13 protein-coding genes are annotated in these 15429 nt (G+C 63.8%); 8 read left to right on the top strand and 5 right to left on the bottom strand.

Going from position 1 to position 15429, the window contains the following annotated elements; genetic code table 11:
• Positions 1–7 precede the first annotated feature (7 nt).
• The gene (locus tag GJ699_RS09495; RefSeq protein ID WP_154375451.1) at positions 8–505 is read left to right on the top strand and encodes a FixH family protein; all 498 of its coding nucleotides are present in this window, start codon (positions 8–10) and stop codon (positions 503–505) included.
• On the opposite strand, the gene fnr is transcribed toward GJ699_RS09495, so the two are convergent.
• Positions 502–1260, bottom strand: a complete 759-nt coding sequence (gene fnr, locus GJ699_RS09490) for a fumarate/nitrate reduction transcriptional regulator Fnr (protein ID WP_154375448.1) — start codon at positions 1258–1260, stop codon at positions 502–504. The genes GJ699_RS09495 and fnr overlap by 4 nt on opposite strands.
• A 178-nt stretch (positions 1261–1438) precedes the next feature.
• On the opposite strand from fnr, the gene GJ699_RS09485 reads away from it, so the two are divergent.
• From GJ699_RS09485 to GJ699_RS09470, 4 genes are all read left to right on the top strand, one after another.
• Positions 1439–2191: an alpha/beta fold hydrolase gene (locus tag GJ699_RS09485; protein WP_154375446.1), complete on the top strand. Its 753-nt coding sequence runs from the start codon at positions 1439–1441 to the stop codon at positions 2189–2191.
• A 91-nt stretch (positions 2192–2282) separates the two neighbouring features.
• Positions 2283–5885 (top strand): response regulator, encoded by a 3603-nt coding sequence (locus GJ699_RS09480; RefSeq protein ID WP_154375444.1) that lies wholly within the window; start codon positions 2283–2285, stop codon positions 5883–5885.
• A gap of 201 nt (positions 5886–6086) precedes the next feature.
• Complete coding sequence (locus GJ699_RS09475) at positions 6087–8369, top strand: catecholate siderophore receptor Fiu (protein WP_154375442.1); 2283 nt, start codon at positions 6087–6089, stop codon at positions 8367–8369.
• A gap of 85 nt (positions 8370–8454) precedes the next feature.
• Positions 8455–9135 carry a Fe2+-dependent dioxygenase gene (locus tag GJ699_RS09470; protein WP_154375440.1) on the top strand — a complete coding sequence of 227 codons (681 nt, stop codon included), beginning with the start codon at positions 8455–8457 and terminating at the stop codon, positions 9133–9135.
• Positions 9136–9141: 6 nt separating this feature from the next.
• Here the strand turns inward: GJ699_RS09470 and GJ699_RS09465 are convergent, their stop codons facing one another.
• Positions 9142–10896 carry a tannase/feruloyl esterase family alpha/beta hydrolase gene (locus GJ699_RS09465; RefSeq protein WP_154375438.1) on the bottom strand — a complete coding sequence of 585 codons (1755 nt, stop codon included), beginning with the start codon at positions 10894–10896 and terminating at the stop codon, positions 9142–9144.
• A gap of 85 nt (positions 10897–10981) precedes the next feature.
• The gene (locus GJ699_RS09460) at positions 10982–12025 is read right to left on the bottom strand and encodes an SLAC1 anion channel family protein (RefSeq protein WP_229262035.1); all 1044 of its coding nucleotides are present in this window, start codon (positions 12023–12025) and stop codon (positions 10982–10984) included.
• 185 nt (positions 12026–12210) lie between these two features.
• Between GJ699_RS09460 and GJ699_RS09455 the strand changes: the two genes are divergently transcribed.
• Positions 12211–12528: a hypothetical protein gene (locus GJ699_RS09455; RefSeq protein ID WP_154375436.1), complete on the top strand. Its 318-nt coding sequence runs from the start codon at positions 12211–12213 to the stop codon at positions 12526–12528.
• A complete protein-coding gene (locus GJ699_RS09450; RefSeq protein ID WP_154375434.1) occupies positions 12525–12758 on the top strand; it encodes a hypothetical protein in 234 nt (77 codons plus the stop codon). The genes GJ699_RS09455 and GJ699_RS09450 overlap by 4 nt, the downstream gene beginning before the upstream one ends.
• A gap of 3 nt (positions 12759–12761) precedes the next feature.
• Here the strand turns inward: GJ699_RS09450 and GJ699_RS09445 are convergent, their stop codons facing one another.
• The gene (locus GJ699_RS09445) at positions 12762–13853 is read right to left on the bottom strand and encodes a calcium:cation antiporter (protein WP_154375432.1); all 1092 of its coding nucleotides are present in this window, start codon (positions 13851–13853) and stop codon (positions 12762–12764) included.
• Positions 13850–14626, bottom strand: coding sequence for a substrate-binding periplasmic protein (locus GJ699_RS09440; protein ID WP_154375430.1), 777 nt, complete (start codon positions 14624–14626; stop codon positions 13850–13852). Before GJ699_RS09440 ends, GJ699_RS09445 begins: the two co-directional genes overlap by 4 nt.
• A 161-nt stretch (positions 14627–14787) precedes the next feature.
• On the opposite strand from GJ699_RS09440, the gene GJ699_RS09435 reads away from it, so the two are divergent.
• On the top strand, positions 14788–15426 hold the full coding sequence (locus GJ699_RS09435; RefSeq protein ID WP_154375428.1) for a TIGR02466 family protein: 639 nt from the start codon (positions 14788–14790) through the stop codon (positions 15424–15426).
• The last annotated feature ends 3 nt before the right edge of the window (positions 15427–15429 follow it).

Here is a 15429-nt window from a genome sequence, read left to right as displayed (position 1 = left end):
AGCAAACATGAACACACTGACGATGCCTGTCGCCCCCTGGTGGAAACACCGCTGGCCATGGCTGCTGATGGCCGGCCCGGCCACCATCATGGTCGCCACCGGCTACGCCGCCTGGCTGGCGGTGCAAACCCCGGACGCGGTGGTGGTGGGCGATTACTACAAGCAGGGCAAAGCCATCAACCAGGATTTGCGGCGCGACCGCGTGGCGGCGCAGATGGGCTTGTCGGTAACGCTGGGCTATGACGCCGCCAGCGGCCTGCTGACCGGCCGCATCAACCGCGCCGACATCGGGCCGCTGATGCTGAGCCTGTCGCACGCGACGCTGCCGGAAAAAGATCTCAAGCTGATCGTGGTGCCGGCCGCCGATGGCAGCTTCAGCGCGCGCCTGCCGATGCTGGAGCGTAGCCGCTGGGTGGTGCTGGTGGAGGGGCAGAAACGCGATTGGCGCCTGGCCGGCGCCTGGGTCTGGCCGAAGCAGCGCGAGGTGGCGCTGCTACCGGATTAACCGCAGGTTTCGGTACCGGCGGTAATCGCTTTCAGCAAACGCGGATCAAGCAATTCGATCTCGCGGTTGCTGACGCGCAGCAGACCTTCTTTCTTGAACTTGGACAGCAACCGCGAGATGCTCTCGATGGTCAAGCCCAGGTAATTGCCGATCTCTTCGCGCGACATGCGCAGCTGGAAGGTGTTGGGCGAATAGCCGCGCGCCTCGTAGCGCGACGACAGGTTGACCAGGAAGGCAGCAAAACGCTGGGTCGCCTGCATATTCCCCAGCAACAGCATCACGCTTTGCTCGCGCGTGATTTCCTGACTCATCATGCGATGGAAATGGCGCAACAGCGTCGGCATTTCCGCCAGCAGCGTCTGCAGCGTGGCAAATGGAATCTCGCAAACCTCGCTGTCTTCCAGCGCGACCGCGGTGCAATGGTGCTGGTCGGCGCTGATGGCATCCATGCCCAGCAACTCGCCGGCCATCTGGAAACCGGTGATCTGCTCCGCGCCTTCGCGGTTGACCTGGTAAGTCTTGAAATGGCCGAGCCGGATCGCGTACAGATTCTGGAAGGTATCGCCGATGCGAAACAAGGTGGCGCCACGCGCCACCTTGCGGCGACGGCCAATGATCTGATCCAGCCGCTCCATGTCGTTGTTATCCAGCCCCATAGGCAAACACAGCTGGTGCATGCTGCACGAAGCACAGCTGGCCTTGAGGATGTCGATCGTGGCGCCGGGAATCACCAGCGCGGGAAGTTCTCGTATCATGCGGCTAGTGTAGCCCATCGCACGCCAGCGCGCTGCTATATCGCAGTCAGCCGATCAAGTATTCGAGCCCGCGAAAATTTTTTCAAAAATCTGTTGCATACGATTGAATTGCGTACTACTATCACTCCATCGACACATCGAATGCGATCAAATCGCCAACTATCAAAGGAGAATCACCATGAAACGCACACTCATCGCCGCCGCCCTGCTGGCCTCTACCGTCACCGGCTTCGCCCACGCCGCCACCCCGGCCAAGGACACCACCATCGTGCTGGTGCACGGCGCCTTCGCCGACGGTTCCAGCTGGGACAAAGTGATCCCCATCCTGCAAAAGCAGGGCTACAAAGTGGTGGCGGTGCAAAACCCGCTGACCTCGCTGGCCGACGACGTCGCCGCCACCCAGCGCGTGATCGACGCGCAAAGCGGCAAGGTGGTGCTGGTCGGCCACTCCTGGGGCGGCACCGTGATCACCCAGGCCGGCGCCGGCGACAAGGTCAAGGCGCTGGTCTATGTGGCGGCGTTCGCGCCGTCGGAAGGCGAGGTCACCGCCAACCTCGGCAAGGATTACGCGGTGCCGCCAGGCATCGCCACGCTGCAGGCCGACGCCAGCGGCTACCTGTGGCTGCCAGCCGACTCGGTGGCGAAAAACTTCGCCCAGGACGTCGATCCCGCCACCAGCGCACTGATCGCCGCCACCCAGGGACCGATCGCCGCCAAGGCCTTCGGCGAAGCAACCACGGTGGCGGCCTGGAAAACCAAGGCCAACTACTACATCGTCTCCAGCAAAGACCGCATGATCGCGCCGGAACTGGAACAGGCCTTCGCCAAGAAAATCAACGCCACCACCACCACGCTGCCAACCAGCCACGTGCCGATGGTGTCGCAACCGGCCAAAGTGGCGGCGGTGATTCTGGCGGCGGCGCGCAACTGAGCGACACGCCGCACACAGGCGGCTTCATGTTTCTTGCCAACGTAGCACTTTGATAGGAGAATCCTGTCAAAGTGCTACGTCCAAGGATGATATGAAGCCACTGAGCATCAAGGCTAAAGTCGCGCTCGCCACCAGCATCACCTCGGTCCTGATGATAGGGCTGGTGACGCTGGTGCAAACCCGCCGCATGCAGGACGATTACACGCGCGTGCTGTTCACCCAGCAGACCGCGCTGATCAACCGCACCGCGCAGGAGCTGGACGACAAGCTGACCATGCTGCTGGATATCATCGCGCTATCCGCGCGCAACCAGCCACCCGGGCTGGCTTCCTCCACCGACCAGCTGCGCGACTATTACCAGAACCGCGCCGTGCTGTCGCTGTTCGACGATCTGCTGGTGCTCAACCCGCAGGGCCAGGTGATTGCCGATTTGCCGGTGGTGCCGGGCCGGGTCGGCATTCAGGCCGCCGACCGCGCCTATTTCAAGAACGTGATGCGGACCCGCAAACCGCTGATCAGCGAACCCATCATTGGTCGCGGCAACAAGCAGCCGGTGGTGCAGATGGTGGCGCCGGTGCTGGACGACAAAGGCGAAGTGGCATGCGTGCTGATCGGCGTGCTGCGGCTTTACAAGGACAATCTGCTGGGCCATCTGCGCACCGCCAAGGTCGGCCAGAGCGGCTATTACTTCGCGCTGACGCGCAACGACAACCCGGTCTACGTGCTGCACCCGGACATCAGCCGGCTGCTGCAGCCACGCCAGTCCAACGCCAACCCGGCCACCACGCGCGCGCTGGAAGAAGGCTTTGAGGGCTCGCTGCTGGGCATGGGTGACGGCCGGCCCACGCTGAACAGCTACAAGCAGCTGAAATCGGTCGACTGGCTGCTGGCCACCTCGCTGCCGTTTGACGAAGCGTTCGAACCGTTCAATGGCGTGGTGCGGCGCCTGCTGATCTGGAGCGGCGTGGCGGCACTGCTGACGGCCTTGTTGACCAGCATGCTCACAGTGCGGCTAATGTCGCCGCTGAACAAGCTGCGCAAGGCAATCGTCGCGCTGCGCGCCGATCCCGGCCGCTTCACGCCGCTGCCGGTGCACGCGCGCGACGAGGTTGGCCAGCTGACCGCCGCCTTCAACGAACTGATGCATGACCGTCTGGCGGCCGACGCCCGCCTGCAAAGCCTGATCGAATTCGCCCCCAACGCCATCGTGGTGGTGAGCGTGGATGGCCGCATCGAAACCTTTAACCGCGAGGCCGAGCGCTGCTTCGGCTACGAGCGCGACGAGGTGTTGGGCGCGCCGCTGGAAACCCTGATGCCGGAACGCTTGCGGACGCCGCACGCGGCACACCGCAACCGCTTCTTTGCCGATCGCCTCAGCGCCGAGCCGGTGCGCATGGGCAATGGCAGCCCGACCTATGGCCGGCGCCGCGACGGCAGCGAATTCCCGGTCGAGATCAACCTGAGCGCGGTGCGCACCGACCAGGGCACCAAGGTGCTGGCGGTGATTTCCGACATCACCGAGCGCAACCGGCTGCGCCAGGAGCTGGAAGCGCGCGCGCTGGAGCTGGAACGCGAGCGCGACCGCGCCGAGGCCGCCAACCGCGCGAAAAGCGATTTCGTCGCCAATATGAGCCACGAAATCCGCACCCCGATGAACGCGGTGCTGGGCATGGTCTACCTGCTCGGCAACACGCAGCTGAGCGCGCAGCAACGCAAGTATCTGAACATGGTGCGGGTGTCCGGCCAGTCGCTGCTGGGCATCCTCAACGATGTGCTGGATTTTTCCAAGATCGAGGCGCGCAAGCTGGACCTGGCGCCGGTCGACTTCGCACTGAACGATGTGATGGACGCGCTGGCCACGATGATGACCATGAACGCCGGCGACAAGGAACTGGAGCTGGCCATCAGCGTCGACGCCGCCATTCCGAACCGGCTGCGCGGCGACTCGATGCGGCTGCAGCAAATCCTGGTCAACCTGGCCGGCAACGCCATCAAATTTACCGAGCAGGGCGAGGTGGTGGTCAGCGTACAGCTGAGCGCGCGCGACGCCGGCGGCGCGCTGCTGCGCTTCGAGGTGCGCGACACCGGCATCGGCATGACCGAAAGCCAGATGAACCAGCTGTTCCATGCCTTCTCGCAGGGCGACCAGAGCATCACACGGCGCTTTGGCGGCACCGGCCTGGGGTTGGCCATCACCAAGCGCCTGATCGAGCTGATGGGCGGGCAAATCGCCGTCAACAGCCGGCCGGGGCAGGGCGCCACCTTCTGGTTCAGCCTGCCGTTTGAAATTCAGGCCGACCAGAGCGACGAGCGGCGCAAGCCGGCGCTGGGCCAGCTGCGGCTGCTGGTGGCGGACGATAACCGCACCAGCCGCGAACTGGTGGCGCGGCTGATCCGCGCCTGGGGCTGGCAGGCGGACGAGGTCGATTCGGGCGAGGCCGCGCTGCGGCGCTACCGCCAGAGCATCGACCACCAGCAGCCATACGATGTGGTGCTGGCCGACTGGCACATGCCGGGCATGGACGGGCTGGCCACGGCCAAGGAAATCCGCAGCGCGGCCCAGGGCCAGCCACAGCCGATCGTGGTGATGCTGAACGCGTTCGCGCGCGACCGCATCGAGGAAATCTCGCATGCGCCGGAGGCCGATGTGGTGCTGGTCAAGCCGATCACCAGCTCCAGCCTGTTCGACGCGCTGCACCAGGCGCTGGTCAGCCAGGGCGAGGGCGATCCGCAGGCGGCGGCCGAGCAGGGCATCGTCGGCAGCCTGACCGACATCCATTTCCTGCTGGTGGAAGACAATCTGCTGAACCAGGCGGTGGCGCGTGGCATCCTGGAACACGCCGGCGCCACGCTGGACATCGTCGCCGATGGCCGCCAGGCGGTGGAGCAGCTGCGCCAGCATGGCGGCGACTACGACATGGTGCTGATGGACATGCAAATGCCGGTGATGGATGGCTTTACCGCCACCCGCCTGCTGCGCCAGGATCTGAAGTTGACGCTGCCGATCATCGCCATGACGGCCGGCGTGCTGGAGTCCGAACGCGACCGCAGCGTCGAAGCCGGCATCACCGATTTCATCCCCAAGCCGATCGAGGTCGACGAGATGCTGGCGGTGCTGCGGCGCCATCTGCCGCGCCACATCCCGCTTGCGCCGCCGCCGCCGCCCTCGGCCGAGGACGATTTGTTGGCCGCGATGGCCGCCGCCGCATCGGCTCCGGTGTCGGCGCCTGCATCAGCTCCGGTAATCGCGCCACTGCTGGCGGTGGCGCTGGCCGAAGCGCCGCCGGCGCCGGCGCCGACGCCCAAGCTGGTGCCGTCACCGATGCCCACCGGCGAGGCCGCCATTTTCAATATGGACGGCCTGACGCGGGTAATGGGCAAGGATGCCAAGGGCCGCGCCGCCATGGCCAAGATGGTGCGCAGCGCCATCGACAGCGGCCGCGAGCCGCTGGAGCAGGCCGGCGCCGCGCTGCGCGAAGGCCGCTGGCGCGACGCCGCGCGCAACTTCCACAGCCTGCGCGGCGCGGTCGGCGTGCTGGGCGCGCGGCGCCTGATCCAGGCCACGCTGGAGGCCGAGGAAGCCATCCATGACCAGCGCGAGGATGAGCTGGAGAGCCACTACCAGCGCGTCAGCGCCGAGCTGGAACAAACCCTGCAACACGCCCGCGCCTGGCTCGACCGCAGCACCGCCTGAGCCTTTCTCCCCCTTCGGCATTTTCGCAACAATTTCATTATTGTATCAACATCGAAACAATATTGATAACGATTCGCATTTACGTTCTCACGTTCTGTTGCTACAATCTCACTCATTTTTACACCTCATCACGGCAAGCCAGACGCGACATGAGCATGTTTCAGCGCAGCCAGCCGGCTCTCACCCACGGAAAGACGCACTATGATCAAGAGTCGCAAACATGCGCAGACGCGCTTTAACCAACACATGAGTGCCGCGCTGGCCGCGATGCTGCTGCCGGTAGCCGCGCATGCCGTCGACGCCGCCGCGCCGGACGCCGCCGACCAGGCCAAGCCGCAAACCCTGCAGGAAGTACAAGTCAACGGCTCGCGCGAAAATGATTTCAAGGCTGAACGCGCATCGTCGGCCAAGTACACCGAAAAACTGGTGGACACCGCCCAGACCCTGACCGTGGTCAAGAAAGAGCTGATCGAACAGCAAGGCGCCACCACCCTGGCCGAAGCGCTGCGCAACACCCCGGGCGTGGGCGCCTTCTTCCTGGGCGAGAACGGCTCGACCAGCACCGGCGACGCCATCTACATGCGCGGCTTCGATGCCTCCGGCAGCATCTTCGTCGACGGCGTGCGCGATGTCGGCTCGATCTCGCGTGACGTGTTCAACATCGAACAGGTGGAAGTGCTGAAAGGCCCGGCCGGTTCCGACAACGGCCGTTCGTCGCCGACCGGCTCGATCAACCTGGTGTCGAAACAGCCGTCGCTGGAAAACGCCTACCTGGGCTCGATCACCTACGGCAGCAGCGACCAGAAGCGCGCCACCGCCGACCTGAACCAAGTGATCGACGCCGACAGCGGCACCGCCTTCCGCCTGAACCTGCTGGATCAGGACAGCGGCGTGCCTGGCCGTGACGTGGTCAAGAACAAACGCTGGGGCGTGGCGCCATCGCTGGCCTTCGGCCTGAACAGCCCGACCCGCGTGGTACTGAGCTACCTGCACGTCAAGCAAGACAATATTCCGGATGGCGGCGTGCCGACCATCGGCCTGCCGGGCTACACCGCGCCAGCCAGCACCGCCACCGTCAACGTGTCGGCACTGGGCAGCGCGCCACGCGTCAGCTCCAGCAACTTCTACGGCACCTCGCAAGACCATGACAGCGTGACCGCCGACATGGCCACCGTCAAGGTCGAGCACGACTTCGCCGGCGGCGCCAAGCTGAGCAACATCAGCCGCTACGGCAAGACCAAGGAAAACTACCTGCTGACCTCGTTCATGATCACGGCCGCCAACCTGGGTAACACCAGCAACGCCGACGTCACCACCTGGACCACCAAGCGCAGCAACCCGAACTTCAAGGACCAGGAAAACCAGATCCTGACCAACCAGACCACGCTGACCAAGGACTTCGTCACCGGCGCCGTCAAGCAAACCGTGGTGGGCGGCGTTGAGCTGACCAGCGAGAAGCAGACCAACTACACCGTGGCGCTGACCAACAGCACCACGCTGCCAACCGCCAGCCTGTACTACCCGAACGTCAACGACGCCACCAGCTTCACCTATGCCCGCAGCGGCGCCCGCACCCAGGGCCAGCTGGACACCATCAGCGCCTACGTGTTCGACACCGTCAAGGTGGGCGACAAGTGGATCTTCAACGGCGGCGTGCGCCTGGATCACTACAACCTGGATTGGACCTCGATCGCCGCCACCACGGCCGTCGCCACCAACCTGACCAACAGCGACAATCTGTGGACCGGCAAACTGTCGGCGCTGTACAAGCCAACCACCAACAGCAGCGTGTACGCGCTGGTGGCCAACTCGAAAGCGCCTCCTGGCGGCACCAACTTCACCCTGAGCACCACCGCCAGCAGCGCCGCCAATCCGAAGTTTGATCCACAAGTGACCACCAACTACGAAGTGGGCACCAAGTGGGATCTGCTGGACCAGAAACTGTCGGTCACCGGCGCCCTGTTCCGCACCGAAGTCAAGAACGAAGTCGAGCAAGATCCAGTGGACCTGCTGTACTACCAGACCGGCAAAAAACGCGTGCAAGGTATCGAGCTGGGCGTAACCGGCGAGATCCTGCCGAAGTGGCTGGTCAGCGCCGGCTACACCCATCAGTCGACCAGCGTCGAATCGGGCAAAGTGGTGACCGCCGGCGGCGACAACCAACTGACCTACACGCCTAAGCAAGCGTTCACGCTGTGGTCGTCGTACACCCTGCCGTTCGGCCTGCAAGTGGGCGGCGGCGCCCGCTTCAGCGACAAGCTGGCACGCGGCACCGACGGCGCTATCGGCACCCCGGCCTACGCCGATTCGTACTGGGTATTCGACGGCATGGCGTCGTACCCGATCAACAAGCACGTCGACCTGCGCATCAACGTTTACAATCTGTTCGACAAAGAATACGTGCAAGCGATCAACAAATCGGGTTATCGTTACACGCCAGGCGCGCCGCGTTGGGGTAGCGTGACCGCCAACTTCAAGTTCTAAGTTCTTAGCACCGGTACCCGATTCCGTGTTGCTGACCCCGCCGTTCCTGTAACGGCGGGGTTTTTTCGTTGTAAGGAGTTACACCATGATGTTGCACATACCTGGCGTACTGAGCCAGGAACAAGTGGCCGAGATGCGACGCCGGCTGGACGAATCGCAATGGATTGACGGCCGCGCCACCGTGGGCGACCAGGGCGCCAAGGTCAAGCAAAACCGTCAGCTGCCGGAAGGCTCGCCGCTGGCGGTGGAGCTGGGCCAGATCGTGCTGCGCGCGCTGGGTAACAACCCGCTGTTCTTCTCGGCCGCGCTGCCGCTGCGCATCGTGCCGCCGCTGTTCAACAGCTATGCCGGCGGCGAGCACTACGGCGCACACGTCGACGGCGCGCTGCGGCGTCAGCCCGGCGGCAGCGACTGGGTCCGCACCGACGTTTCCAGCACGCTGTTCCTGAGCGAGCCGGACGAGTATGACGGCGGCGAGCTGATCGTCACCGACCAGTATGGCGAGCATGAAGTCAAACTGCCGGCAGGGGATTTGATTTTGTATCCATCGACCAGCATCCACCGCGTGGAGCCGGTGACGCGCGGCGCCCGTGTCTGCTCATTCTTCTGGAGCCAGAGCATGGTGCGCGACGACATGCGCCGCAGCCTGCTGCTGGAACTGGACCAGAACATCCAGAGCCTGCGCGCGCGGCTGGGCGACTGCCCGGAACTGGTCGGCCTCACCGGCCACTACCACAACCTGCTGCGGCAGTGGAGTGAGGTCTGACGCCACTCAGGGCTTGAAGAAGTCGGCGCCGATCCAGTCCGGAATCTCGTAGCGCGCCGGCTGCTGGCTGCGGCTGTAGCTGGCGGCGGCGTTCTTGTCGCCGCTACCGTTGTACACCGCCAGATAAGGGTAAGCGTACACCGGACGCGATTGCTGCACCTTGGCCACGGCTGGCGCGCCCGGCGCCTCGCCCATCGGCCCGCCTGGTGGCATACCGCCCGATGGCATTCCGCCTGGCGGCATGCCCCCCGGTGGCGGACCACCTTGCGGGCCACCTGGTGGGCTACCCGCGCCGGCTTGCGGCCGGTCGGTCGGCGCGCCAAACGAGCCTGGTCCTTTGCGCGGCGCGGCGGTGTGGGCGATGATTTCTTCCGGCGCTTTGCCGTGCTCAACCCACTCCAGCATCGGCGTCAGCAGATCGATCGCGGTCACGCCCACGCCACCACCGCAGTGCTCCATACCGGGGAACAGGAACATGCGCTCAAACGCGGCGGTCTGCTGCTGGCCCATGAACTGCTCCAGCGCGTGATGGTAGGCAATCGTGTTCAGCGGCGAGATGTGCTGATCGCTCAGGCCATGCCACAGGATCAGCTTGCGGCCGGCCTTGGCAAACGCGCTCAGGTCAGGATTGGTGGCGTCATACAGCGGATGCATGGCGCGCAGTTTATTGAAGCTGGCTTCGGTGAATTCCACCTGCGACAGTTTGAAGCCGGCCGGCGGATTGGTCGGATAAGCCAGGTTCTGCAGCACCTGCAGCGACACCATCGAGCTGAAAATGCCGGCCTCCTTGCTGTTGGGGACAAACACGCCTTGCCACGCCAGTTCCGAACCCGGCAGCGGACCGCCGATGGTCAGGCGCTTGCCGCTGACCGGATCGCGCGGGCCGTCGTACAGGCGGCGCACGGTGCTGACTTCGGCGGCGGTCAGGCAATTGCTGGTGTCGTCGGCTTTGCATTGCAGCGCGGCGACATCGACCTTGCAGCTGCGCGGATCGGCAATCACGCCATCCACCGCGCCGCACTGCTTCAGCACCGCGTTGTGCAGGATAGACAGGCGCGAGGCGATCAGCACCGGCTTGCCGTCGGCGCCGGTGTTCGATACCGCCTGCCAGGCGTGGTAGACCGCGTTCTGGGTCAGGAAGTTGAGCGCGGCGGCGCCGGCGATGATGCCGTCGAAATCGTCCGGATAGCGCTGCGCTTCCATCAGCGCCTCGCGGCCGCCGTCGGAGCAGCCGGTGAAGTAGGCGTACGATTGCGGACGACCGTAAAACACCTTGATCAGCTTCTTGCTCAGCACGGCGGTCAGGTGCTCGGCGCGGTAGGCGAAGTCCTCGCGTTTCTGCGGATCGTTGCCGAACTCGCTGGACATGCCGGAGTGACCCATATCGGTGCCGGCCACCACGAAGCCCTCATCCTTGAGCGGCTTGCAGCCCTCGGCCGCGCCGGCCTCGGTGGAGACCCGGCCGCACAGGCCGCCGCAGCCGACTTGCAGGTAGCGCTGGGTCCAGCTGTCGAGCGGCAGCGTGATCTTGAAGCCGATGGTTGGCGCCATCGTGCCTTCCACGCTGCACACTTGCCTGCCGTTGCGGGTGATGGTGTCGGCCTTGGTGATCTTGCTGCCCTGGCCGCCGACATCGCTGATGTCGACGCTAGCCAGGTCGCCGCAGCTGGCGACGGCCTTGACCACGTCGGTGCTGGCGGCACTGGCGTCCAGCATGAATACCAGGCTCAGCAGAGCCAATAGTTGCTTGATAGTTCGCATGAGATAGGAGATAGCCCTGAAAAATGACCGGGCCATGCTAGCACGGCAGATAGCGCCACCGACGCGGCCTTAACCCTGCTTTACACTAAGCCAGCGCCTTCAACCGGCCACGCGCCACGCCGCCCAAAGTTTGTGCCAAAAATGCAACGATTGTCACGCTGGCGATGGCCAAGAGCAGCAGCGCGATGGCGTCCGCGACCGGATTGGCGGCTTGGCCGGCATAACGGATCGCGGCGCCGGCCGAGGCTGCCAGCGGGAAGCTGGCAGCCCACCACGACACCCGGAATGGCGAGCACTGCGGCAGATGACGCAGCCGGCCCAGCAGCACAGCCAGCACGAACAGCATCAGCATGTATAGCGCTTGCGCGAACAGGTCGATGTGGCCGGTGGTGGTGACGTAAGCGCTGAAGCCGACCGCGAATGGCGCCACCAGGATCAGCAGCGATGGTTGCAGCGGTGCCGGCAGCGCTTCTTCCAGCGCCAGCCGCTGGAAGATCAGCGTGAACAGCGGCACGGCAAAGAACAGGCCGACCGCGAGCCCGAACACCATCACCTCGTGCAAGCCCTGCCATTGCAGCGCGGGCACGGCCAGCGGCACATCCAGCATGCCGACCACCGGCACGATCCACGCCGGCGCGATGTGGGTGGCGGTCTGACGCAGCGTCAACCAGCGCAGCACGATCACCCAGGCCAGCGTGGTCATGCCGACCGCGCCGAGCAGCCACGACAGGCGTGCCAGCGCCAGGCTGTAATCGGCCAGCACCAGCGGCAGCAACAGCAGGCTGATCATCGGCGTGCCGAACAGATTGGAGGCGATCGGATGCTGGAACTCCGCGCGCACCGCGTCCCAGCCGGCGTATGCCTTGACGCCATAGGCCAGCATCAGCGCCACAAACACGGCGATGGCAGCCACGCCGATCGCCTGACTGATCCACAGCGGCACGCCGAAATGCAGATGCGCCAGCCGCCAGGCCACCGCCAGCCCGGTCAGCCCCATGACAGCGCCGAAGATACCCACCGGCAGATAAGAAAGCGTGGTGTTGTTGGTTTCCATGATGCCCAGCCCATAAAAGAAGGATGAGCCATTCTCCAGCGCCACGCGCAGCGACAACATCCCCCAAAGGAGCATTCTCTTGCTCCAGCGTCTCAACCCAACACAGATCAATGATTTGAGCTAGACCAAACGAACTGCAAATCGTCCGGCCGTGTTCCTTCCGCCCGCGCACAATGCTCAGTATGAAAACTTGGTACCGCATGTGCATTTACCTATTACCAGCCCCCATGTGGGTGGCTGAATACTTCATGCGAACTGTTATGCACAATCCCGAGGCGAATGACTTCTTCCCGTCCAGCTTGGCGGGAACTGCCTTGGGCATGCTTCTTCCTGTGATCTCGCCAAAGCGCAGGCCCATGTTTAATGGCGCCGCGCTGCATTCGGACGAAACGATAAGGCAGATAGGTGTGGTCATGCTGTTTCTCGGCACTTTTTTGTGGCTCGCGACGGTGTATCTCAGCATCGGCGGCCAGTGGCCAGTTGGGTGGATAGGCGGTAACGTGGATCAGAAATTTTGGATCAGCGTTACACTGTACGTCACCGTGTTTTTGCTGAACGAATGGAAGGAGCGGATATGAAAGATCTGGATCAGCTTTTTATTTTGCTCGGCATGGGTGCCGTGATGGCGGCTTTCCATTGGCTGATTGATCGCCGCACCAAAGCACCTGACGACACCGACGTTTTTACGCTATCGGACAGCCAGGGCAACCTGGTAAAAATCCTGCTCAACCGGCAGGCCACGCGCGAAGAACGCGAGAAAATTTTGAACGAAAAAATCCGAGAAATCCTCCAGCATCCAACCATCTGATTCTCACGGCACGATGGCGGTGAACAGGTAGACGGCGAAAATCACCAGGTGCACCATACCCTGCATGATGGTGGTGCGTCCAGTGCCCAGCGACAGCGTGGCCACCAGCAGCGACAGCAACAACAGCACCGTCGATTTGATGTCGATCCCCAGCGCCAGCGTGCCGCCGCTGAACAGCGTGACGCAGGCCACCGCCGGTATCGTCAGACCGATGCTGGCCAGCGCCGAACCGAGCGCCAGGTTGAGGCTGGTCTGCAAGCGATTCGCGCGCGCCGCGTGAAACGCCGCCAGTCCTTCCGGCAACAGCACCACCGCCGCGATGATGATGCCGACCAGCGCATGCGGCAAACCCAGCGCCAGCACCGCCGCCTCCAGCGGTGGCGACAACAGCTTGGCCAGCAGCACCACGCCACCCAGGCACACCAGAAGCAGCCCGCCGCTGAACAGCGTCATGCGCAACGGCGGTGGCGGTGCGTGCTCATCGTCGCCCCCCTGCTCGGGCAGGAAGTAATCGCGATGCCGCACCGTCTGCACCAGCACAAACGTCCCGTACAGCACCAGCGACACCAGCGCGATGAAGGACAGCTGGCTCGGACTGTAAGCCGCGCCCGCCGCAGTGGTGGTGTAATTCGGCAGCACCATGGTCAGCACCGAAATCGCCGCCAGCGTCGCCAGCGCGGTGGACACGCCCTGCAATTGAAAACTCTGCTCGCCATGCCGTCCGGCGCCGGCCAGCAGGCAGATGCCCAGCATGCCGTTGAGGATGATCATCACCGCCGCAAACACGGTATCGCGCGCCAGACCACTGGTGGCCTCGCCGCCGGCAATCATCAACGACACGATCAGCGCCACCTCGATCGCCGTGACGGCCAGCGCCAGCACCAGCGTGCCATAGGGCTCGCCGATGCGATGCGCCACCACTTCCGCATGAAACACCGCCGCCAGCACACCGCCCATCAATCCTGCGGCCAGCAATGCGGCGCGCCAGCCGGCCGCCAGGTGGGCAATCGGCCCGTAGGCATCGCCGGCAATCAGCAGCCAGGCAATCACGGGGGCGACAATGGACCAGACCGGCAGCGATGGCGGAATTTTCAAGGCGGCTTCCTCATGGAGTAGAAATAGTTGTCAAATATACGCTGGAACGTACCATCCTTGCGCATCGCATGCAGCTGATTGTCGAACTCGATGATGGTGGCCGGCGCCACCACCGAGGGATTGAACATCAGGTAGCTGTTGGCGACCTCGACCGGCGGGCCGATCACCTTGATCTTGTGCGTCGCCTCCAGCCGCCGCAGAATGGCATCACCCACCTGGCGGCTGCAGATAATCAAGGGAATGCGGCCGGCGATCAGCTTGCGGAAATTGGCTTCGTGGCTGTTGGAATAATCCTTTTGCGTCGCCGGCAAAGTCTTGCTGAACTCGTCGAAGCGGTTGCCGTAGGAAGTGGCGGTGACCAGCCCCATCACCACATTCGGCAATTTGTGCAGATCGCCGCTGAACACCAGCGGGCTGTCGGCCTGCGCATAGAACACGTATTCCTGCTGCAGCAAGGGTTCATGCGAAAACATGAATTGCCGCTCGCGCTCCGGCGTGACCTTGAGCGTGAAGATGCCGCCCACTTCACCGACCTCGACCAGCCGCTTGGCGCGCTGAAACGGATAAAACGTGATCTCAATCGGAATGCCGGCACGGCGAAACGCCTCGCGCACCACCTGCACCACCGGCCCCGGACTGCCGGGCAAAGTGCCGCCCAGCATGTAAGGTGGATAATCATAGCTGGCCAGTTGCACCGTCTGCGACCAGGCCGGCATCCCACCGGACAGCCACAGCGACACCACCAGCATCAAGACGCGCACCGCCGTTTTCAAGCAGCCTCCCAGTCGAGCACCGAATACCCTGCCGATTTTACGCCCCCATCGCGGCCGCCTTTACAATTTTTTACCGCGTACAATGTGTCAACTCGCTTGACACTTAGTTGACACCAAGCAAACAATCTTCACAGATCTGAACCACAGAATAAGGCAGCGCGATGGCAACCACGGAAATACAGGTCCGCAAACTGTTCAGCACCCCGGTGCTGCTCACCCGGCTGGAAGACGCCGACGCCATCAACGCCGAGCTGCTGGCGCATTTCCTGCCGCTCGCGCAGGAAGAGCAGGGACGCCGCCACAGCAATCTGGGCGGTTGGCAATCGGCCGACAATTTCCACACCCTGGAGCTGCCGGCCGTGCAGACGCTGCTGCGCGAGGTGACGCAGGTGGTCAATTCCGCCACCGCGCTGCAAACCCCGAACGGCCTGGCCGAAGCCAATCTCAACTGGCGGGTCAATTCCTGGGTCAACGTCAATCCGCCCGGCACCAGCAATGCGCTGCACGGCCATCCGGGTGCGTACTGGTCGGCGGTGTACTACGTGGACGATGGCGATGCCGGCCCGGACGATGGCGGCGAACTGTTCTTCCAGGACCCGCGCGGCGTGCTGCCGGCCATGCACGACCCGCTGCTGCGCTTCCGCATCGAAGGCTGTTTGACGGCTGGTTATATCGAATCGATCCGGCCCTCGCCGGGCATGCTGGTGGTGTTTCCGTCGTGGCTGTTGCACGCGGTCGATCCCTTCCACGGCCCACGGCCACGGGTATCGGTCGCGTTTAACTTCGGTACGCCGGGTTAAAGG

This window comes from Duganella guangzhouensis, from assembly GCF_009674535.1.
GTDB lineage: Bacteria > Pseudomonadota > Gammaproteobacteria > Burkholderiales > Burkholderiaceae_D > Rugamonas > Rugamonas guangzhouensis.
This window is presented reverse-complemented; position numbering and strand designations above follow the sequence as displayed.

Excerpts from the sequence above, each read along its gene's own strand:
- fnr (WP_154375448.1), bottom strand. The coding sequence starts at position 1,260 with ATGATACGAGAACTTCCCGCGCTGGTGATTCCCGGCGCCACGATCGAC.
- GJ699_RS09455 (WP_154375436.1), top strand. The coding sequence starts at position 12,211 with ATGCACAATCCCGAGGCGAATGACTTCTTCCCGTCCAGCTTGGCGGGA.
- GJ699_RS09470 (WP_154375440.1), top strand. The coding sequence starts at position 8,455 with ATGATGTTGCACATACCTGGCGTACTGAGCCAGGAACAAGTGGCCGAG.
- GJ699_RS09465 (WP_154375438.1), bottom strand. The coding sequence starts at position 10,896 with ATGCGAACTATCAAGCAACTATTGGCTCTGCTGAGCCTGGTATTCATG.
- GJ699_RS09460 (WP_229262035.1), bottom strand. The coding sequence starts at position 12,025 with ATGCTCCTTTGGGGGATGTTGTCGCTGCGCGTGGCGCTGGAGAATGGC.
- GJ699_RS09480 (WP_154375444.1), top strand. The coding sequence starts at position 2,283 with ATGAAGCCACTGAGCATCAAGGCTAAAGTCGCGCTCGCCACCAGCATC.
- GJ699_RS09450 (WP_154375434.1), top strand. The coding sequence starts at position 12,525 with ATGAAAGATCTGGATCAGCTTTTTATTTTGCTCGGCATGGGTGCCGTG.
- GJ699_RS09435 (WP_154375428.1), top strand. The coding sequence starts at position 14,788 with ATGGCAACCACGGAAATACAGGTCCGCAAACTGTTCAGCACCCCGGTG.
- GJ699_RS09495 (WP_154375451.1), top strand. The coding sequence starts at position 8 with ATGAACACACTGACGATGCCTGTCGCCCCCTGGTGGAAACACCGCTGG.
- GJ699_RS09475 (WP_154375442.1), top strand. The coding sequence starts at position 6,087 with ATGATCAAGAGTCGCAAACATGCGCAGACGCGCTTTAACCAACACATG.
- GJ699_RS09485 (WP_154375446.1), top strand. The coding sequence starts at position 1,439 with ATGAAACGCACACTCATCGCCGCCGCCCTGCTGGCCTCTACCGTCACC.